Origin of the sequence: Postechiella marina (assembly GCF_039538365.1) — a bacterium.
Classification (GTDB): domain Bacteria; phylum Bacteroidota; class Bacteroidia; order Flavobacteriales; family Flavobacteriaceae; genus Postechiella; species Postechiella marina.
The window spans coordinates 185,164-204,382 of the sequence record NZ_BAABCA010000006.1 but is presented as its reverse complement, the minus strand read 5'-3'; the positions used below and the strand labels follow the sequence as shown (position 1 = coordinate 204,382).

Annotated in this window: 19 protein-coding genes and 1 tRNA gene; 8 read left to right on the top strand and 12 right to left on the bottom strand. The window is 32.0% G+C overall.

Annotation, left to right across the window (positions count from 1 at the left end):
- Positions 1-19: 19 nt before the first annotated feature.
- Positions 20-1,057 (top strand): hypothetical protein, encoded by a 1,038-nt coding sequence (locus ABD715_RS14500; protein WP_344789018.1) that lies wholly within the window; start codon positions 20-22, stop codon positions 1,055-1,057.
- A 163-nt stretch (positions 1,058-1,220) separates the two neighbouring features.
- On the opposite strand, the gene ABD715_RS14495 is transcribed toward ABD715_RS14500, so the two are convergent.
- The 6 genes from ABD715_RS14495 to gpmI all read right to left on the bottom strand — a co-directional run bounded on the left by ABD715_RS14495 (position 1,221) and on the right by gpmI (position 5,997).
- Positions 1,221-1,589: a DUF423 domain-containing protein gene (locus tag ABD715_RS14495; RefSeq protein ID WP_344789017.1), complete on the bottom strand. Its 369-nt coding sequence runs from the start codon at positions 1,587-1,589 to the stop codon at positions 1,221-1,223.
- Between the two features lies 1 nt (position 1,590).
- Positions 1,591-2,361, bottom strand: coding sequence for a class I SAM-dependent methyltransferase (locus ABD715_RS14490; RefSeq protein ID WP_344789016.1), 771 nt, complete (start codon positions 2,359-2,361; stop codon positions 1,591-1,593).
- Between the two features lie 15 nt (positions 2,362-2,376).
- Positions 2,377-3,168, bottom strand: coding sequence for a DUF3050 domain-containing protein (locus tag ABD715_RS14485; protein WP_344789015.1), 792 nt, complete (start codon positions 3,166-3,168; stop codon positions 2,377-2,379).
- A 1-nt stretch (position 3,169) separates the two neighbouring features.
- Positions 3,170-3,988, bottom strand: coding sequence for a type I methionyl aminopeptidase (map, locus tag ABD715_RS14480; RefSeq protein ID WP_344789014.1), 819 nt, complete (start codon positions 3,986-3,988; stop codon positions 3,170-3,172).
- Positions 3,989-4,068: 80 nt separating this feature from the next.
- Positions 4,069-4,470 (bottom strand): BT0820 family HAD-type phosphatase, encoded by a 402-nt coding sequence (locus tag ABD715_RS14475; protein ID WP_344789013.1) that lies wholly within the window; start codon positions 4,468-4,470, stop codon positions 4,069-4,071.
- Between the two features lie 12 nt (positions 4,471-4,482).
- Positions 4,483-5,997, bottom strand: coding sequence for a 2,3-bisphosphoglycerate-independent phosphoglycerate mutase (gpmI, locus tag ABD715_RS14470; protein ID WP_344789012.1), 1,515 nt, complete (start codon positions 5,995-5,997; stop codon positions 4,483-4,485).
- A 249-nt stretch (positions 5,998-6,246) separates the two neighbouring features.
- Here gpmI and ABD715_RS14465 point away from each other — a divergent pair, with 249 nt between their 5' ends.
- Positions 6,247-6,642, top strand: a complete 396-nt coding sequence (locus ABD715_RS14465) for an ankyrin repeat domain-containing protein (protein ID WP_344789011.1) — start codon at positions 6,247-6,249, stop codon at positions 6,640-6,642.
- A gap of 44 nt (positions 6,643-6,686) precedes the next feature.
- On the opposite strand, the gene ABD715_RS14460 is transcribed toward ABD715_RS14465, so the two are convergent.
- Positions 6,687-7,472 carry a M48 family metalloprotease gene (locus ABD715_RS14460; RefSeq protein WP_344789010.1) on the bottom strand — a complete coding sequence of 262 codons (786 nt, stop codon included), beginning with the start codon at positions 7,470-7,472 and terminating at the stop codon, positions 6,687-6,689.
- 87 nt (positions 7,473-7,559) lie between these two features.
- A complete protein-coding gene (locus ABD715_RS14455) occupies positions 7,560-7,997 on the bottom strand; it encodes a GNAT family N-acetyltransferase (protein WP_344789009.1) in 438 nt (145 codons plus the stop codon).
- A gap of 67 nt (positions 7,998-8,064) precedes the next feature.
- Here ABD715_RS14455 and ABD715_RS14450 point away from each other — a divergent pair, with 67 nt between their 5' ends.
- Together ABD715_RS14450 and ABD715_RS14445 are read left to right on the top strand one after the other, a co-directional pair.
- Positions 8,065-8,490, top strand: coding sequence for a GNAT family N-acetyltransferase (locus ABD715_RS14450; RefSeq protein ID WP_344789008.1), 426 nt, complete (start codon positions 8,065-8,067; stop codon positions 8,488-8,490).
- Positions 8,491-8,538: 48 nt separating this feature from the next.
- Positions 8,539-8,611, top strand: a tRNA-Gly gene (locus ABD715_RS14445).
- A 32-nt stretch (positions 8,612-8,643) separates the two neighbouring features.
- On the opposite strand, the gene pepE is transcribed toward ABD715_RS14445, so the two are convergent.
- Positions 8,644-9,351, bottom strand: coding sequence for a dipeptidase PepE (gene pepE, locus ABD715_RS14440; RefSeq protein WP_344789007.1), 708 nt, complete (start codon positions 9,349-9,351; stop codon positions 8,644-8,646).
- 112 nt (positions 9,352-9,463) lie between these two features.
- Between pepE and ABD715_RS14435 the strand changes: the two genes are divergently transcribed.
- The 4 genes from ABD715_RS14435 (at position 9,464) to ABD715_RS14420 (ending at position 14,143) form a co-directional block, all read left to right on the top strand.
- Complete coding sequence (locus ABD715_RS14435; protein WP_344789006.1) at positions 9,464-10,261, top strand: carboxypeptidase-like regulatory domain-containing protein; 798 nt, start codon at positions 9,464-9,466, stop codon at positions 10,259-10,261.
- A gap of 130 nt (positions 10,262-10,391) precedes the next feature.
- On the top strand, positions 10,392-11,150 hold the full coding sequence (locus tag ABD715_RS14430; protein WP_344789005.1) for a hypothetical protein: 759 nt from the start codon (positions 10,392-10,394) through the stop codon (positions 11,148-11,150).
- Between the two features lie 74 nt (positions 11,151-11,224).
- Positions 11,225-11,728 carry a DUF6702 family protein gene (locus tag ABD715_RS14425; protein ID WP_344789004.1) on the top strand — a complete coding sequence of 168 codons (504 nt, stop codon included), beginning with the start codon at positions 11,225-11,227 and terminating at the stop codon, positions 11,726-11,728.
- Positions 11,729-11,839: 111 nt separating this feature from the next.
- Positions 11,840-14,143, top strand: coding sequence for a M1 family metallopeptidase (locus ABD715_RS14420; protein WP_344789212.1), 2,304 nt, complete (start codon positions 11,840-11,842; stop codon positions 14,141-14,143).
- 35 nt (positions 14,144-14,178) lie between these two features.
- Here ABD715_RS14420 and ABD715_RS14415 read toward each other — a convergent pair whose 3' ends face one another.
- The 3 genes from ABD715_RS14415 to ABD715_RS14405 form a co-directional block, all read right to left on the bottom strand.
- On the bottom strand, positions 14,179-14,793 hold the full coding sequence (locus ABD715_RS14415) for a hypothetical protein (protein WP_344789003.1): 615 nt from the start codon (positions 14,791-14,793) through the stop codon (positions 14,179-14,181).
- 4 nt (positions 14,794-14,797) lie between these two features.
- Positions 14,798-16,633 carry a DUF5060 domain-containing protein gene (locus ABD715_RS14410; RefSeq protein WP_344789002.1) on the bottom strand — a complete coding sequence of 612 codons (1,836 nt, stop codon included), beginning with the start codon at positions 16,631-16,633 and terminating at the stop codon, positions 14,798-14,800.
- 183 nt (positions 16,634-16,816) lie between these two features.
- The gene (locus ABD715_RS14405; protein ID WP_344789001.1) at positions 16,817-19,030 is read right to left on the bottom strand and encodes a DUF7133 domain-containing protein; all 2,214 of its coding nucleotides are present in this window, start codon (positions 19,028-19,030) and stop codon (positions 16,817-16,819) included.
- Positions 19,031-19,219: the final 189 nt, after the last annotated feature.

Sequence of the window (19,219 nt, the reverse complement as noted above, 5' to 3'; positions counted from 1 at the left end):
TTTAAAAACCAAATTTATCATGAAAACAATACACCTATTAACCTTATTTTTATTTACAACATTAGGGTTTTCTCAACAATCTTTTTTTAAAGCAATAGAAGCTCATGGCGAAGAGGCTGTATACCAACGTTATTATTCTGTATATAAAGATGATGATGGTAAACAAGTAATTAAAGGCAAACAATACCAAGTAAAAGTAGAACTACTTAAAAAACAGGGGATTTATTCTGGTGTAAAATTAGTGCCTGCTACTAAAAACGATAAATCTAGTTATACTATAGATGCTACAAAATCTAAATCTAGTAAAATAATAGGCTACCCAAACGTATCGCATTTAGTAGATAAAATTTCTAGAAAAGGGCTTGTTGTAGTAGGCGATTATATTTTTAAAGTAGGCAATGTTTGGAAAGAAAACGACGGACTAGTGTTTAATGATATAAACGAAATTTATATTAGAGTAGGTGCAACCGGAACTGAAAATGATAAAAGCGACAGAAAAAAGAAAAAGAAGTTTGGAGCATTTATGGGTAAACTAAAAGCTGCTGCAATGAATAAAGTACCTGCCGAATGTACAAGTCCTGCTTGCAAGAAAGCCGAAAGCATGGATTTAAACAAGTATGTGTTAGATTATCTAGAAACAATGAAAGCAAAGCAAGATGCATACGCGCTTACAACAAAAGATAAAGCAGATATTGCAATAATTGAAAATGCAGTAAACGGGTATTACGATCATGTTAATAAAACAAATGATGCGTATTGGAAAAGTGCAGAAGGGCAAGCAATTTTAGAAAATCGTAGGCGTGCCGAAGGTTATGCAGCTAAAAATGAAGTTACTTTAAAAAATAATATGGGTAGAACAATTTATATAGCAACGAAAGGCAGTAGAAACCCAGGTACAGAATTAAGCTCAGGAGCATCTACAAACTGGAATTGTGAAACAGATGCTTATTTTCAAACCAAGAATACTAAAGATACAAACACTAATTATTACGAAACAACAAGTAGAAAAGCATATACCGCTAATTCTAATTGTGGAGGAACTAAAGTAATTAATTAAGTTTTAGTTAATAGTTTTTGTAAAAAGAGAGGCCTAAATAAAGGCTTCTCTTTTTTATTAGAGATATGCTATGAAATTTTTAAAAGCCTATAAGTTAGAATTATTTCTTGTGTTTTTTTATGCAGTATTGGGGTTTGTTTTTACCCAATTATTTTAATATTGGTTATAAGGCACTAAGCAAAAGTAATGCCCAACCAATTACAAAAAGCAAACCACCAATTGGAGTAATTGGTCCTAGAAATTTCATTTTCTTTCCTTTGGCGTCACTTAAAACCAAACCGTAAATGCTAAACGAGAATAATAATATTCCAACTGTAAAACACCAGTACATTGCATTGGTGGAATATTCAAGATTAAAACCAAGCATTAGTAAAACAATAGCATGATACATTTGGTATTTTACGCCAGTTTCAAAACTTTTAAGTTGGTCTTCGATTAATATTTTCTTTAGGGCATGAGCGCCAAAAGCGCCAAAGATTATGGCTAACATACCAAATAAAGCACCAGTAATAATAAAAGTTTGCTGTGTCATTTTAATTGTTTTTACTAACTACAGGAATAATTTCTCCTTTTGCCAAACAATATTTTTTTATCGCTTCCGCAGAAAGAGAAGCTGTGTAATCTACCTCTTCAACAGTAAAACCAATACTGCGAAGCTTTTCAAAATAATCGCGCCCGTAAACACGAACATGATCATATTGTCCAAAAATTTTAGCTCGCTCTTTTTTATCCGTTATCGAGTTATCTTCAAAAGTAGTTTGCCTACTTAAATCTTGAGGGATTTGAAATATACCATAACCTCCAGGTTTTAAAACGCGATATAATTCTTGCATTGCTTTTGTATCGTCAGGAATATGTTCTAATACATGGTTGCATAAAATAACATCATAACTATTGTCTTTAAATGGGAGGTTGCATATGTCTGCCTTAACATCTGCAATTGGGGACAGTAAATCTGTGGTAGTATATTCTAAATTTTTTAGTTTTCTAAAACGATCTAAAAAACATTGTTCTGGAGCAAAATGTAGTACACTTTTTTTAGCGGTAAAAAAATCGGTTTCATTTTTTAAATATAACCAAAGTAATCGATGTCTTTCTAAAGAGAGGGTAGATGGAGAAAGTACATTATTTCGTTGTGTTTCGTAACCATAAGACAAGAAGCTTTTAAAACTTTTGCCATCAATAGGATCTGTAAAGGTATTGCCTCTTAAAAAAAAAGCTAAAATTGGGCGTACAACATAACTTAACCTTATAAGTAAAGGCCTAGGAACAAGGTTAAGCAGTATTTTAAAAGTTTTTTTCAAGCTTTTTTTCTTCTTTTATAGGGTTACTAAAGCCTTTTTATTAACAGAAATTAAGTCTAGAATACCTTGCCATAAAGCTATTCTATGTGTTAATGCTTTTTTTGCAACCTCTAGCACATCGTTCCATTTTTGCTCGCTATTACCACATAATTCTTCAATCATTTTTAAAGATAAAGGGCCATGCTGGTCTCCATCTAGTTCTATATGGCGTTTTAAATAGTAAGTTAGTTTACTATAGGAGGCTGCACTTTCTTTTTCAGATTGATTTATAATTTGAAAAAACATATCTGGAATAACATCTTCTCTACCAAAGGTAAAAGCAGAAGCTATTTTATGCGGCTCGTTTGTATTTATAATATCAAAAGTAAAATTTATAAAAGCTTTAGTTTTTGTGTTTAAATTTATAATACTTGAAGCTTCATTAATAGAAAAACCATTCGAAATTGTATCCACAAATGTATTAATAGAGATTGTTTCTGCACCTATTTGATGCATGGCGTCTATATACATTTCGTAATGACTTTTAGGTTCTCCTATTTCGTTTATATCACTTTCTTCGCCTAAAACTATTTCGTTAATAAATCGAGCTGTAGATGGATTGTTTACCGGTATCCATGGTAGCGAAGTATTTGTTAAATGATTTTGAAGTGCTTTTAGTAACGACATAAAATCCCAGACAGCAAAAACATGTTGCTCCATAAAAATTTTAATATCATCTATAGAATTTAAATTGTTGTATAGTTTATGGTTGTTAAGTTGTTTTTGTAAAGGTTTGAGTTCTTGAGTAATTGTATAAAGATTAATCATTTTATAAGACTAGTGCTTTTTGTCTAAATTCATCCTCTTCGTTACTTTTAATGCCTAAAGCCTCGTATATATAAGCAAAAGTAGAAAGTAACTCTGGTTTACCATTAACAAGAGCAACATCATGTTCAAAATGAGCAGATGGCTTATTATCTAAAGTGGTAATAGTCCAACCATCTCTATGTTGTTTTATGCGTTGTGTACCAAGGTTAATCATTGGTTCTATGGCAACAACCATACCGTCTACAAATTTTTTTCCTCGACCTCGTTTACCGTAATTAGGCATTTCTGGATCTTCGTGCATTTTACTGCCTAAACCATGACCAACAAGTTCTCTTACCACTCCGTAACCTTGGTCTTCACAATGTTTTTGAATAGCGTAACCAACATCGCCAACACGATTATTGGCTTTAAACTCTCTTATGCCAACGTATAAAGATTCTTTGGTTACTCGAAGTAGCTTTTCTGTTTCTGGGTCTATTTCTCCAACAGCAAATGTATAGGCGTGGTCTCCGTAAAAACCGTTTTTTAAAGCGCCACAATCAATAGAAATAATATCGCCTTCTACTAAAGGTGTACCATTAGGAATACCGTGTACTACCTGAGAATTAGGACTCATGCAAAGTGTATTAGGAAAATCATATAATCCAAGAAAACCAGGTATTGCCCCTTGATCTCGAATACATGCTTCTGCTATTTTATCTAATTGTAATGTTGTTACACCTGGTTTAATTTCTTTAGCAATTTCACCTAATGTTTTAGATACAATTAATGCACTTTCTCGCATTAATTCTATTTCTTCGCTTGTTTTTATTTTAATCATTTCTTTAAATAATAGAAATGCAAAGATACTTAAACAAATAGTTTTAAGTCAAACGATTTTAAAGTATTAAAAAGACGAAATTATTTAAAAAGTCCAAATAGACCTCTTTTTTTAGGTATTTGTGGCGTTTCGTTGGTTAGTATTTGGTATACTTCGCCCCAACCAGGAAAACCACCAACGTTTCTATCGTCTATAAATACGTCAGCATTTATTTTTCGACTAATGTCTGGCGTATATTCTTCCTCAGAAAAGCTATTGTTTATAGCGTAAAAGTAAATGCCATTATCTTCGCAAAACTTAACTGCTTCGTCTAGTTTTTTTCCACATCTATAAGTCCACAGTATTAAGCGGTGGCCTTCTTCTTGAAGTTTTTTTAGAGTTTCGAACGCAAAAATTTTTGTTTTTCCTATTTTAGGATATGCGTCATCTACGACTGTACCGTCAAAATCTACAGCAATAATAAGTTTTGCGTTCGAAATCATCTAAATATATTTTTAAATTAATGAATGTTGCGTCATTGCTTTAGGTTGCTCTACTCCAATAAGTTTTAAAATGGTTGGTGCCATATCGCCTAAAACTCCGTCTTTTATTTCTTTTAAATCATTGTCTATTAAAATAACAGGAACAGGGTTAGTTGTATGCGCTGTGTTTGGAGAACCATCTGGGTTTATCATGGTTTCGCAATTTCCATGATCTGCTATTAATAAGGTAGTATAACCATTTTCTAATCCAGTTGTTACTACATCTTTAACACAAGCGTCTACAGCTTCGCAAGCTTTTATAGCAGCTTCCATAATACCTGTATGCCCAACCATGTCTCCGTTTGCAAAGTTTAAGCAAACAAAATCTGCTTCGCCTTTTTGTAATTCGGGAACTAAAGCGTCACGTAATTCGTAAGCACTCATTTCTGGTTTTAAATCGTAAGTTGCAACTTTAGGGGAGTTTTTTAGTATTCTAGACTCGCCTTCAAAAGGAGTTTCTTGTCCGCCAGAAAAGAAAAAGGTTACGTGTGGGTATTTTTCTGTTTCTGCAATTCTAATTTGTTTTTTACCGTTTTTAGAAAGAACTTCTCCAAGGGTTTCAGATATGTTATCTTTATTAAAGATAACTTTTATACCTTCAAAATCATCACTGTAATTTGTAATGGTTACGTAGTATAAGTCAATTTTTTTTGTGTTGTATTCTGGGAAATCTTTTTGATTTAACATTTCTGTTAATTCTCGACCTCTATCTGTTCTAAAGTTAAAAAATATAACAACGTCGTCTTTTTCTACCTTAGCTACAGGCTCGTTATTATTATCTGTAACAATTAAAGGTTTTATAAACTCGTCTGTAATATCGTTATCGTAATTGGTTTGAATGGCGCTTGTTGGGTTATTTGTTTTTTCGCCAATTCCATTTGCAATAGCATTGTAAGCTAACTGTACGCGTTCCCAACGTGTATCTCTATCCATAGCATAATAGCGACCTGTTATAGTTGCTATTTTTGCTTTTGTACCTTCAATATAGTTTTCTAAATCTTGTACATAACCTTTACCAGATTTTGGATCTACATCGCGACCATCTGTAAAAGCGTGTACAAAAGAATTTACTCCTGCTTTGTTGGCAGCATCTATAAAACCTTTTAAGTGGCTAGTGTGTGCGTGTACGCCACCGTTACTTAATAAGCCTAAAAAGTGAACGTTTTTATTGTTGTCTGATGCGTATTTAAGAGCATCAACTAATACTTTTTCGTCTTTTAAAGTATCTTTTTCTACCGCTAAATTAATTTTTGCTAAATCTTGATATACAATTCTACCAGCACCAAGGTTCATGTGTCCTACTTCGCTGTTTCCCATTTGTCCTTCAGGTAAACCTACATGTAGCCCGTCTGTTCTTAAAGTGGCGTAAGGGAATTTTTTATAAAGCGAATCGATAAAAGATGTATTTGCATGATCGATAGCAGATACTTTTGGGTCTGGAGAATTCCCCCATCCATCAAGTATCATTAAGATAACTTTTTTGTTCATTTTTTAAACTTTTTATTAGGTAACAAATATATAAGATTATAAAGTTTTTGACTAATAAAAAGGCCTGAAATACACTTGTTTTACTACATAATTACGAATTTATCAACTAGATCTAGAATTGTTAAATTAATGTAAATGAAACATTAAGAATAAAAAAAAAACTTTTTTTTCTGTAACACTTTTAAAAACTTGTCGTCTTTTAAGTATAATCAAAATATAAATCATTCATCAAATCAAAAATCATTAATCATGAAAAAATCAATCATTATTTCCGCAATCGCATTATGCTTTTCAATTGTAACAGTAAATGCAAGTACAGTTAACTCTAACATTAAAACATCTAACAAGACGGTTTACTTTAAAGTAAATTCTTTTTGTGTATCTATAGCCAAGGGCGATATGGATACGGTTGTTAAGTTGTTAGCTTTTGGAGAAGATGTTAACGAAAAATCTAATGGCATGACACCTGCTATGTACGCTGCAAAATTTAATCGTACAGAAATTTTAAAACTTTTAATAAAAGAAGGTGCAAATTTAAGAACTAAGTCTGCTAAAGACAAAACAGCGCTTCAATATGCTAAAATGCATGGAGCAAAAGATGCAGCTGCAATTATAAAAAAGGCATTATCTAAAAAGAAAAAATAATTTAAATAATTATTTTTGAGTTAGTCACTCTAAAAATGCCTCTTTTAAGAGGCATTTTTTTGTGATTGATTTTGATATTTTTCTATAGACTCTTGTATTTTTTCTATCCTATTATCTGGGTCGGGGTGTGTGCTTTTAAATTCTGGAACACGATTAGGGCCTGCAGCAGCTTTTAAAATTTCCATAACACCAATCATTTCTTTTGGGTTGTAGCCAGCTTTTATCATGAACCTAACTCCTAAGTCATCACTTTCTAATTCGTCATCACGACCATTTGTAAGTAATGTATTTTGCCCAATACCACTTATTACTCCTCCCATGTCTGCACCAACAGATCCTGCTGTTGTTAAGCCTTGCCAATATTCGCTTTCGGCAATTCGCTCTGCACTATGTCTGCCTAAAACGTGTCCTATTTCATGGCCCAAAACACCTGCTAGTTGGTCTTCGTTTTCTAGTTTAGAAAATAAGGCATGCGTAATAAATATTTGGCCTCCAGGTAATGCAAAAGCATTAATTGTATTGGGATCTGCTAATAAATGAAATTCGTACCTGTAAGGTGTATCTTTGGCAATACTACTGTTTACTAGTTTAGTACCTACTTTGTCTACTAACGCTTGGTATTGGTTATTACTATGTAAGCCTCCATGTTGTTGAGCCATTTGTGGGGCGCTTTGTAAACCTATTGCTATTTCTTTGTCGGGAGACATCGAAATGGTTTGTGTTCTTCCTGTGTATTGATTTACTTCTTGTTGACTGCATTTTTTTAAAACAAAAAATATGGCTATAGCTGCTCCAATTAGTAAACGGACTTTTAAGTTTTTACCTCTCATTTTAGGGTGGTTTTTGTTAAATAAAATTACAATAAAAATGATACTTTAAATATTAGGACACCATTTTTTTTAAATGTCACTAGATTTTTAAAGGCTTCTTTGCATAATATAATGTTTGCCAATGCCTTCTATGTTAAAAGGTTTTCCTGTAGTGCTAAAACCATTTTTTATATAAAAAGCTTTAGCTACTTCTCGAGCGTTGCACCATAATATGTCACAGTTTTTATCTTTAAGTAATGCTATTGTAAAATCGATAATTAAATTTCCAAAACCTTTACCTTGATGTTTATCTAGAATAGCCATACCTCGTAATTGGTATTGATTTTTGTTTGTATATAAAGCGTTTTGTGATGTTAATAAGGTAGCTACTCCAGATAATTTATTGTTAAAAAACAAACCAATATGTAGTGTAGTTGGTAGCATATCACCTTTAAAAAAACAGGTTTCTATAGGTTTGCCTTTTCGTAAAACACTATGCCTAACAGGGTAGGTGGCTTTAGCGTTAATAAGTTTAATGGTTGTCATTTTAGTTAAAAGTAGTTTTTAGTATCAAAGTTATTTAAATCTATTTATCTTCACTTAAAAAAACAGTATGACATTTACTTTTAAAATTATAGAAAAAGAAAAGATACAATCTGTTATTCCGCTGATTCAAAAATTAAATGGAAATAAAGTTTCAGACGAGGTTTTAGCTCAAAGATTTTCAGAAATGATAAATCAAAATTACGAATGTGCTGGTATTTACACCAATAATACTTTGATAGGTGTTACTGGTTTATGGTTTTGTACAAGACATTACTCTGGTAAAAGTGTAGAGCCAGACCATGTTTATATAGATGAAGCCTATAGAAGTCAAGGTTTAGGAAAGAAATTTTTTAGATGGATAGAAAATTATGTAAAAGGTAAAGGTTTTGAGTCTATAGAATTAAACACCTATGTGTCTAACGCTGCGTCACATAAGTTTTATTTTAATGAAGGTTATAAAATATTAGGCTATCATTTTTTTAAGAAGTTGTAATTTTTTCTTGCTGAAGTATAAAAAAGTTATATATTTGCACCCGGAAATGCGAGAGTAGCTCAGTTGGTAGAGCGTCAGCCTTCCAAGCTGAATGTCGCCGGTTCGAACCCGGTCTCTCGCTCTAAAGAGCTTCATAGAAATATGAAGCTCTTTTTATTTTAGGTCATTTATCTCTGTTTCTGGTGTTATTTCGTAAGGTGTTTTGTTGTATTCAAATATTCTGGCAGTAAGCTTTCCTTTTAAAATTATAGACTTATTATTAACTTCTAACCAGCTGCCTTCTCGTAAACCAATTACAGGTTGCGTATTAAAATTATGAAACTCTTTAATTCGGGTCTCTCGAGTTTCTCCCATGTGTGTACTTGTAGTATCTGGATCTAAATAATGCGGATTTATATTAAAAGGCACAAAACCTAAAGCATTAAAACTAGAAGGGTAAACAATAGGCATGTCGTTTGTTGTTTTTATAGTAAGGCCACAAATATTGCTACCTGCACTAGTACCCAAATAAGGTGTGCCATTATTAACTGCTTGCTTTAAAGCATCAATTAAATTGTTTTTATAAAGTTGGTTGGTAAGTACAAATGTGTTTCCGCCACCAACAAAAATGGCTTGAGCATTTTTAACAGCACTAACCTTATCGTTATAAGTATGAAGGCCAACTATGTTTTTATTAATTTTAGCAAAGGCTTTTCTTGCGTTAGCTGTATAGTCGTCGTGAGACATACCTCCAGGTCTAGCAAATGGTATAAACAGGATTTCTTTTGCGTTACTAAAAAAAGATTTTAAATCTTCTAATATATATTCTAAGTATCCACTTTCGTGAATAGTCGATGTACTTGCTATAATAATGTTTTTCATAAAAAAAATATTCTAAAAAGTAAAACTACTTAAATATTTATTGTGATAAAATTTTATGTAGATTTAAGTTTCAAGAGAGCAATTAAATCATTATTTTTAATAAAAAAAGAGCATGAAAAATATATTCTTCGTTGTTATATTATTAGTTACAGTATCTGGATTTTCTCAAAATTTAAACAGAATTCAGGTAAACGGTAAGGTTATTGTGGAAAGTGCCGATGTTTCTGGAATTACCGTTTTTAATAAAACTTTAAATATTGGTACTATAACAAACGAAAATGGCGAATTTACCTTAGATGTTAAGCTTAATAATATTATAGAAGTTAGTGGTGTGCAATATAAAAACATCACTTTTAATGTAAACGAGGATATTATTGAATCTAAATCGATAAAAGTTTTTTTAATTCATGAAATTAATGAGTTAGACGAGGTTGTGGTTTTTTCTAAAGGGTTAACAGGTAATTTAAACGCAGATCTAGAAGCAAGAACACCATATAAGTTAAAATTAGACGTTTTATATTTTGGAATAAAAAATAGAAACGAATTTGAATTTGAAAAAGATAATACAACAAAGGTTAATAGCGTAGCAATGGATGCGCAACATTTACCAGCTATGGTAAACGGATTAAACATAAAAAATATAGTAGATCAATTATTATTGCCATTGTTTAGGTCTGGAGTTAAAAATAAAAAAAATGCAGATGTACCAGAAGTACCAGCACATTCTATTAAATATTACCTTGGGTCTGAGTTTTTAGTTAATAATTTTGATATACCAGAGCATCGTGTAGAGGCCTTTGTTAGATTTGTTTTGGATAGTGATTTTGACTATAATTTGCTTAATTATGGTAAAGAAATGGAGTTACTTCAGTTACTATCAGATAAAAGTGTAGCGTTTTTAAACAGATAACAAACAGTTGTTTACTTTAACAAAAGTTTAAAAGGGCTTTTTACTTTCTTTAAGATTTGATGTGCTTTCTTTGAAGTCTAAAGTAATCATATTGAAATTTTTACTATTTATTTTTTTACTACTTTTTTGTATGCCTTCTATTTATGCTCAACATTTAGAAATAGATGGCGTAATAGAAAGTAACTCTGGGGTAGAAAACATTCATGTTATAAATAAAACAGCTCAATTTTTTACAATAACAGATCAGTATGGTGCCTTTACTATTCACGCCAAGTTAAACGATACCATTGTGTTTTCCTCTATTCAGCATGTATTAAAAGAAATTGTAATAGACGAGTTAACAGAATCAACCCAGAAAATAATAGTGGTTTTAGAAGATTATGTAAATACTTTAGACGAGGTTATTGTTGGTAAAGTACTAACGGGCGATTTGTTTTCTGATATGAAGAATATAAACCTAGATAAAAAACCTATTAATTTTATGGATGTTGGTATTCCTGGTTATACCGGTAAAATAGCAACACAAAGTGAGCGCAGACTAAGTGAAGCTTCAAGTTTTAAACCTCGGTTTGGAGGAGGTGTTGGTGGCGGTGGTGTAGGAGTAGGGTTTACACCAATTATTAATGCGATAACTGGTAGAACAAAAATGCTTAAGAATCGCGTTAAAATAGAAGAAAAAGAAGCCCTAATGCGACGTATTAAGGCAAGGCTTAAAAAAGATTTTTTAGCTTCGAACCCATTAGAAGAAGAATATGTTATGGATTTTTTTTATTTCTGTTCTGATGACGTAAATTTTATAAAGCGTTGTAAAAATAAATCTGATTTTGATGTACTTATCTTTTTAAGGTTTAAATACAAACAGTATCTAGAAAATAGAAAAGCAAATTAAGAGGAATTGATTTGGTATGCTTTTTGAAAAAGGAAAAAGAATTAACTTCGCATTTTCTAAATAAATAGCTTTTAATGAGGAACCCTAAAATATTATTACTTTTTTTTATTGCACCACTTTTGGCTTTTACAGCCATGCATAAGTATTATATAAGTGTTACTCAAGTAGAATATATACCAGAAAAAAAGTCTGTACAAGTAATTACTAGAATTTTTATTGATGATCTAGAACGCTTAATTCAAGAGCGTTACGACGAGACTATAGTTTTGGCTGAAGATGCAGAGTCTAGCGACGTAAACTTATATATAGAGCGTTATTTAAGAGAGAAAATTAAAATTAAAATTAATAATAACGATTTAAATTTTGCCTTTATAGGCAAAGAATACGACCTAGATATTGTACGATGCTATATAGAAGTAGAGCAAATAAATAATATAAAATCTATAGAGGTTGTAAATAAAGTTTTATTCGATTTATATCCAGAACAGCAAAATATTATTAAACTCAAAGTAAACTCTAAACAAAAGAGTTTTATTCTTACGCAACAAAAAGACGCTGCTATGTTAATTTTTGATTAAAAAAACGCAATTTATCTTCGAATTTTTTTACATTTGGGCGTTTATAGTGATAATAATGTAAAAATTGTAAGGTTAAATCACTATATCTTTGAATAAATTTTAAAAATGAAAATGAAAAAAATCGCCTATTATTTCCTTTCAATTGCATTAATTTCTAACAGTGCTTTTGCTCAAGAAGAAAATGCAAGTCCTCAAAAAGGGCATCAAAACACCAACAAATTTAGACAGTTATACGATGAGTTTGCTACGCCAAATATGTATAGAAATGCTTCTGGTGCACCAGGAGCTTCTTATTATCAGCAGAAAGCAGATTATAAAATGGACATTGTTTTAGACGATGAGAATGCTAAACTTTCTGGATTCGAAACTATTACATATACCAACAATTCTCCAGATAAATTAAAATACCTTTGGGTTCAGTTAGATCAAAACATGCGATCTAAAGATTCTAAAACACCTTTAATAGAAACAGGTAGCGTATCTCAAGCAATGAGACCAAGCACGTTTGTTAACGATTTTACAACTAAGCCTTTTGATGGTGGTTTTAATATTGAGGAGGTTAAAGATAATAGTGGTAAAAATTTACCGCACATGATTAACAGAACCATGATGCGTATAGAATTGCCTAAAGTATTGGAGCCAGGTGATAAATACTCGTTTTCTATAAAATGGTGGTATAACATTAACGATCACGTAACTAAAAGAGGACGTTCTGGTTACGAGTTTTTTCCAAAAGATGGAAACAGAGCTTATGTTATAGCTCAGTTTTACCCAAGAATGGCTGTATATAGTGATGTTGAAGGTTGGCAGAATTCTCAGTTTTGGGGACGCGATGAGTTTGCTTTAACTTTTGGAGATTACCAAGTAAACATTACAGTGCCTGCAGATCATATTTTAGATGGAACAGGAGAATTAACAAACAGAAAAGAAGTATTTTCTAAAACAATGATGCAGCGTTACGAGCTAGCAAAAAAATCTTACGATAAGCCTGTTGTAATTGTTACACAAGCTGAGGCAGAGGCAGCAGAAAAAACAAAATCTACAGATACTAAAACATGGAAATTACATGCTAAAAATGTACGTGATTTTGGCTTTGCAACATCAAGACGTTATGTTTGGGATATGATGGCGGTTAAAATTGGAGATAAAGACGTTATGGCTGTATCTTTATATGGTAAAGAAGGAAATCCGTTATGGGAGCAATGGTCTACTAAAGCTGTAGCAAGTACTTTAAAAACGTATTCAAGGATGACTTTTGATTATCCTTACCATAAAGCAATTTCTGTACATGCTAAACAACAAGGTATGGAATATCCAATGATTTGTTGGAACTGGGGAAGACCAAAAGAAGATGGCACTTATAGCGATAGAGTAAAATATGGCATGATGGGTGTTATTATTCACGAAGTAGGACACAACTTTTTCCCTATGATTGTAAATAGTGATGAGCGCCAATGGACATGGATGGACGAAGGTTTAAATACTTTTTTACAGTATGTAGCCGAGCAAGATTTTGGCGAATGGTATCCAGATGCATTATCTCCAAAGGATAAGCATTTTCCATCGGATAGAGGACCAGCAGAAATGATTGTGCCATACATGGGAGGAAATCAAGACGAAATAGCTCCAATTATGACTAAAGGTATGAACACGTATCAATTTGGAAACAATGCTTACGGTAAGCCTGCAACTGCATTAAACATATTGAGAGAAACAGTAATGGGACGCGAATTGTTTGATTATGCTTTTAAAGAATACGCAAATCGTTGGAAGTTTAAGCACCCAACACCAGAAGATTTTTTTAGAACGATGGAAGATGCATCAGCATTCGATTTAGATTGGTACTGGAGAGGATGGTTTTACACAACAGATTGGGTAGATATAGGAGTTAAAGATGTTAAAAAATATTATGCAACATCAAAACCTAACCAATACATTAAAGATTATCTTAAAAGTCAAGGAAGAACAATTAAAGATTTAGTACCTTTAGTTTATATGGTAGAAGAGGGTAGTGCAGATTTTAAAGAAAGTTTAAAGAAGGACACCCCTTTAGAAGATGTTAAAATTCTTAAAGAGTATGTTATGGATAACTTTACTTCAGAAGAGCGAAAGAACATGAAAACTCCAAAGTATTTTTATAACATTACTTTTGAAAAACCAGGCGGATTAGTAATGCCTTTAATTGTTGAATATAAGTATGCAGATGGAACATCTGAAACTATTACTTATCCTGCGCAAGTTTGGAGTAAAAATGATAATGAAATCTCGAAAGCATTAGCATTAGAAAAAGAGATAATTAGCATTACTGTAGACCCTAATAACGAAACTGCAGATATCGATACATCAAATAATTCTTGGCCTAAAGTAGAAACGGTAAGTGATTTTGATAAGTTTAAAAACAAATCGAATAAATAAAAAAAGCATATGTTTTAAATGTAAAAGGCTTCCATTTAATTGGAAGCCTTTTTTGTTTTATACCATAATCTAGATTTATTATTAAAGAGTAATAGAATGGCATAACCTTGTAAAATAACTTGTAATATCGGTAGGATTCCTGTAACTGTATTGAGCCTAAAAGTGCTAAATATAACAGAAGGAAATGCTAAAAGACTTAAAGTAAATAATATTGTAAAAACATTTCGAGCCCATCTTTTTCCAAGATTTATTATATAAGCTAAAAAAACGAGAATACTTGTACTTGCTATAATTAAATTTATTGGGGTATAAAAGGTATTTGTGTTGCTAAGCACATTTATAACAATAGGGTTTATTATGCCTATTGCTGCCGATAAATATATAAGCTTTGAAGCATTATAAATTGTAGTTGGAAGCTCTATTGGTAGTGTCTTTTTCTTTTCTAAATTTGTAGTTTCTGCTTTTAATTTAATTTGAGATTGAATTTTATTTTTCAAAAATTCAATCTCATTATTTTTAATGCCTCTTTGTCCTAACTCGTAAATAGCAGTTATAAGCGTTTCTTTTTTATAAGCACTACAATTCTCGATTATGTCAAGCAATTCAGAATCAGTTTTTGTTTTAAACCTTTCAGAAAACTTAATAGACATTGTTTTATTTCTTAGTTAAATATACTACCCAATCTTTAGTTTTATCGGTTGGAGGAAAGCCTAAATCTTGTTTACCGCTACCACTTATTGTTTTTATTTTGCTTTTTAAAAGTTTACCTCCGGTTCTTGGGTTGTACCAAAGTACATTGTATTTTGAGTTAGAGTTACCCATATCTAATTGAGAATTACCTCCGTTTTTTAAGAAAACTACATAACTATTACCTTCATTTGCTAAAACATAATCGTGTTTAGTCGATATTAAAGCGTCGTTAGATGTCATTTTCCAAAACTCTACATTATTATTTTTAAAAAAATCTAAACAAATTTTTCCTTGGTCCCAAAATAAATCGCGCGATCTATAATCTTGACAGGTCAAGTCAGAATGGGCATGCTTATAACCAAAATACCATTCTGTACCCCAAGCTCCAGCCATCATTGCACCCCACAAACCGTTTTTTCTAGCATTGTTATGCTCTGGGTTTTCTGCATCAGGTAATAAAGAATGTTGTGCGTCTCCGGGCTCGTCGCAAGCTACAGCCCATGTTTTTCCTTCTGCATCAGCCTCTTTTAAAATACGCAAAACCGATTTGTGCACATTTCTAAAATCGTCTTTATTGGTTTGTAAAGAGGCTCCAGTAAACTTACTTTCTTTACCATAAACTCCAGTAAACCAATTGCCATTATGTATTACAATATGATGTTTGTATGGGTCTATAGAAGCTACATAGTTAGCTAAAGTTAGACGCCCTTGCACGTCTACTGGAAAGGTTCTTGGTGGGTTTTGCCAGTCTCCAGTTTCTTCGCATAAGTTCCAGTTAAGTGCTAGGTGATGGCCAAAGCGAGCAATTAATTCTCTGTAGTATAATTTGGTGTAAAGTCCTGTTCCTCCATTATCTAATAAACCCTGATTTTCTGCTTCTAGTGTTTTAAAGTGAAGAAACATGCCTAATTTATCTGCATGCTCAAAAACAGTTTCCCATTGGTCTAGTTTAGAGGTATCAAATCTATCATAAGTATTATAATCTACATAAGGGAAAACATTTTTATCGTCTCCTTGTATATTCATAGTAATAAAAGAAAATGCATTCATTCCTTTTGAAGCTAAATAATTTACTGCCCCAATTAAATCTTTACCCTTTCCATTTTTCCAAGTAGGGTCGCCTTGTTTCCAATCTTTTTCATGAGCTTCCCAAGTTTTTACTAAATCATCTTTAAAGCCATCGTTGTGAAATGTACCATCAAATTCATCATATGCAAGAAAATTTTCTGGAGCATCAGATCCACATTTTAAAAAATATTCACCAGTTTCAGCAAATTTTAAATAACGTTCTCCAACATAGTTTAAGCGTCCTTTACTGCGTAAATCGACGCCTGTCTTGTCTGATTTAGCAATATTAAAAGATCCTGTTTTTTTATTAATTTCTCCAGCTGTTTTTAATTTATTAGACACTCTAACTGCTGCCCATTTTCCTTTTACAAAACGAATGTTATATTCCCACATTCCAGTTTCATCGGGAGCAAAATGTACTTTCCATATATTTCCAGAAATCGCACTTGTGTTACCAGCATCTCCATCAGCAGCATAATAACCTGGAATAGTATACGTTTTTCCAGAAGTTTTATGCTTAAAAGTAACATCTAACTTATAGTTTAAAAATGGATTATCTTTTGCGTTTTCTGATGTTTCTGGGCCTTGCAATTCTAAAGTTACTTTGTGCCACTTTTTTAATTCTCCTTTAATGGTTATCTCTGAGTTTTGAGAAAAAGAATAATTGGTAATTGAAAAGGCTAGAACTAGCAAGGCTAGGGCATGTCTTGTTTTTTTAAAGAAGGGTTTCATAAAATGTTTATTGTTTAAGTTTAGTATTACGAATTTAATATTTTTAAATTGCATTTTGTATACAAAAAATGTTAATTTAAATTAATGTTTAAGTTTAGAAGTCTTTAAACTGTGTTTTTAATAAATAAAAAGCCTGTAATTTTAATTACAGGCTTTTAAAAAATTATAAAATTGCTAAGACTTTTATTTTTTCTTCTTTGGATACAATTCTTCTATAGTCCAATAGGTATCTCTTTCTTTAATTTCCTTTTTATTTCTGATGTTTTTAAGGCGCCATTCTAAAATAGGACTTGCATTATTAAGTTCTGTTCTTATGTAGGTTAAAACATCTGCAATCCATTTGTTATCTTGATGTTTCATGCCAACCATAACACCAGAGTATTCTTTGCCATCAATTGGTCCTGTTAAACCATCAAGTAATATTTTAGTAATAACATCTTGGTTTCCTGTTACACGAGGAGACCCAACCAAAGAAGGCGCTAAACCTTTTGTGCCTTTTCCGTCTTTGCCATGGCAGGCAGCACAAATGCTGTTAAAGTTTTTGTAGCCTTCTACTATAGCGCGTTTTACTTGACTGCTTTGTAATACATGCTTTTTCTTTAGTTGCTCTATTACAGGAGGTTCTTCTTTTATGCTAGCCTCTCCCGATATTTTAACGACCTCGTTAGTTGGATGTTTTTCCATAATTTCTTTTACAAGGGCTTTGTTTTCTGGAGTTTTGTTAGTACCTAGAGTACGTATAAGTTGAAGGTTTACGTCTATGTCTGTATCGTTTTTTAAATTTGATATAGCATCGAGTATCTCCTTATTATTCTTTTTTATAAAAGGTTCAGAAAGTCTTAAAGCTGCTTGCTTTACTCTAGCATCTTCATCGTTTAGTGCTTTTGTAATTATGCTTGTGTTTATTTCATCCAATCCTTCTATAGTCCATAAAGCGTGTAGTCTTGCTAGTGGCGATTTATTACCTCCAGTAGCAATTTTAGTTAGCGTAGGAATAATAGATTTATCGCCTTTTAAAATGATTAGTTTTTGAGCATTAATTCTATACCAACCATTGTCGTGTTCTAAATAAGATACTAATTGCTTTGGCGATTTATTTAAAAGAGATTCTTTTTTATCTGGTTTGATTTCGTCGTGAACAATTCTGTAAATTCTACCTTTTCCAATATTCTTGTCAAAGCCCATTTTTTCTATAACAGGGCGTAAAAAGCTGCCTTTTCTAGTCCAGTTACCTTCTTGAATTATACCTCTATACATATCTACAATATATAAACAACCATCTGGGCCAGTTTTAGTGTCTACTGGTCTAAAATTAGAATCTGTAGAGGCTAAAAATTCGGTTTCTCCGTAAGGGTTGCTTAAAACTGTTTTACCGTTTATACGTTCTACTTTTGCACGCCTTATTAATCTTCCTACAGGCTCAGGAATAAATAAATCGCCATAAAGAGGGAGTTTATCGCCTAAAAATATTGATTGACCACAACTTGCAGTAAAATGGTTTAATGTACCATCTTCTCTTAAACGTTTTAAACCTCCTTGTACATCTGGAGTGCCAATAATTGGCCATACAGCTTCAAAACCTTCTGTTTTTTGACCTTGTAATTCTAAATTACCATAGGTAGGATGTTGCTGAAAGCCTAATGCAGGATTTTCTCCTCCAGCACTAGAGTAGTATGGTTGACCAATTTCGTCTTGCGTTAATCCCCATTGTCCTCCAGGAGCGTCAAGCATAGTATCTGTTTCTATTTTACCACGCGTAAATTTATATCTTACAGAGCCTCTAGATAAATACATCCAGTTGTCTAAGCCCCATAAAATACTAGCAGATTGATGCTCTAGATTAGCGTTATCTCTTTTATTACTTTTTAATAGTAGTATTTTTTCGTCTGCAACATTATCGCCATCGGTATCTCGGTAACTCCACATATCTCTGTTGTATGTTTCTCCAACAATAAGTCTGTCGTCTAATGGCATAATTATTCTTGGTAACACTAGACTGTCAATAAAAACAGTGCTTTTATCCATTTTACCATCATTATTTGTGTCTTCTAAAACAGATATTCTACTCCAAGGTTTATTTTCGTCTGTACCATCTACATCTTGCATATAGGTTAACATTTCTGCAACGTAGAGTTTTCCGTTTGCATCCCATTCCATGGCAACAGGTTCGTTAATCATGGGCTCGCTAGCAACAAGTTCCATTTTATAACCTTCTGGTAAATGCATAGTTTTTAAACTTTCTTCTGGAGAAAGAAAGTTTACCGGAGGAATTTTTACTAGTGGTGGCTTTTTGTATATAATATCTGCATATACTTTCTTTTCTTCTTCGCAGCTTAGTACAATTAAAATAAGGCTTAGTAAGGATAAAAATGTGAAATTGAAATTAACTTTTTTCATTCTGAATAATGTGGGTTTTCAAAAAATATTGATTCTGTTATCTTAAATTTAAGGTAATTGGTTTTTAATTTCGAATAGATGTTTTTTATAATATAACCCGAAATATTAAAAATTAAGTGGTAATATCCTAAAGTTTGCAAATTGTCTTTTATTTTTTTACGAAAATTTAAGTAATTTTTATTTTGAAAA

What these genes read in the sequence shown, in the direction of transcription:
- ABD715_RS14425 (WP_344789004.1), top strand. Translation starts at nt 11,225, where the DNA reads ATGAGGAACCCTAAAATATTATTACTTTTTTTTATTGCACCACTTTTG.
- ABD715_RS14495 (WP_344789017.1), bottom strand. Translation starts at nt 1,589, where the DNA reads ATGACACAGCAAACTTTTATTATTACTGGTGCTTTATTTGGTATGTTA.
- ABD715_RS14460 (WP_344789010.1), bottom strand. Translation starts at nt 7,472, where the DNA reads ATGAGAGGTAAAAACTTAAAAGTCCGTTTACTAATTGGAGCAGCTATA.
- gpmI (WP_344789012.1), bottom strand. Translation starts at nt 5,997, where the DNA reads ATGAACAAAAAAGTTATCTTAATGATACTTGATGGATGGGGGAATTCT.
- ABD715_RS14500 (WP_344789018.1), top strand. Translation starts at nt 20, where the DNA reads ATGAAAACAATACACCTATTAACCTTATTTTTATTTACAACATTAGGG.
- map (WP_344789014.1), bottom strand. Translation starts at nt 3,988, where the DNA reads ATGATTAAAATAAAAACAAGCGAAGAAATAGAATTAATGCGAGAAAGT.
- ABD715_RS14475 (WP_344789013.1), bottom strand. Translation starts at nt 4,470, where the DNA reads ATGATTTCGAACGCAAAACTTATTATTGCTGTAGATTTTGACGGTACA.
- ABD715_RS14450 (WP_344789008.1), top strand. Translation starts at nt 8,065, where the DNA reads ATGACATTTACTTTTAAAATTATAGAAAAAGAAAAGATACAATCTGTT.
- ABD715_RS14430 (WP_344789005.1), top strand. Translation starts at nt 10,392, where the DNA reads ATGCCTTCTATTTATGCTCAACATTTAGAAATAGATGGCGTAATAGAA.
- ABD715_RS14405 (WP_344789001.1), bottom strand. Translation starts at nt 19,030, where the DNA reads ATGAAAAAAGTTAATTTCAATTTCACATTTTTATCCTTACTAAGCCTT.
- ABD715_RS14420 (WP_344789212.1), top strand. Translation starts at nt 11,840, where the DNA reads ATGAAAAAAATCGCCTATTATTTCCTTTCAATTGCATTAATTTCTAAC.
- ABD715_RS14455 (WP_344789009.1), bottom strand. Translation starts at nt 7,997, where the DNA reads ATGACAACCATTAAACTTATTAACGCTAAAGCCACCTACCCTGTTAGG.
- ABD715_RS14410 (WP_344789002.1), bottom strand. Translation starts at nt 16,633, where the DNA reads ATGAAACCCTTCTTTAAAAAAACAAGACATGCCCTAGCCTTGCTAGTT.
- ABD715_RS14435 (WP_344789006.1), top strand. Translation starts at nt 9,464, where the DNA reads ATGAAAAATATATTCTTCGTTGTTATATTATTAGTTACAGTATCTGGA.
- ABD715_RS14415 (WP_344789003.1), bottom strand. Translation starts at nt 14,793, where the DNA reads ATGTCTATTAAGTTTTCTGAAAGGTTTAAAACAAAAACTGATTCTGAA.
- ABD715_RS14485 (WP_344789015.1), bottom strand. Translation starts at nt 3,168, where the DNA reads ATGATTAATCTTTATACAATTACTCAAGAACTCAAACCTTTACAAAAA.
- pepE (WP_344789007.1), bottom strand. Translation starts at nt 9,351, where the DNA reads ATGAAAAACATTATTATAGCAAGTACATCGACTATTCACGAAAGTGGA.
- ABD715_RS14465 (WP_344789011.1), top strand. Translation starts at nt 6,247, where the DNA reads ATGAAAAAATCAATCATTATTTCCGCAATCGCATTATGCTTTTCAATT.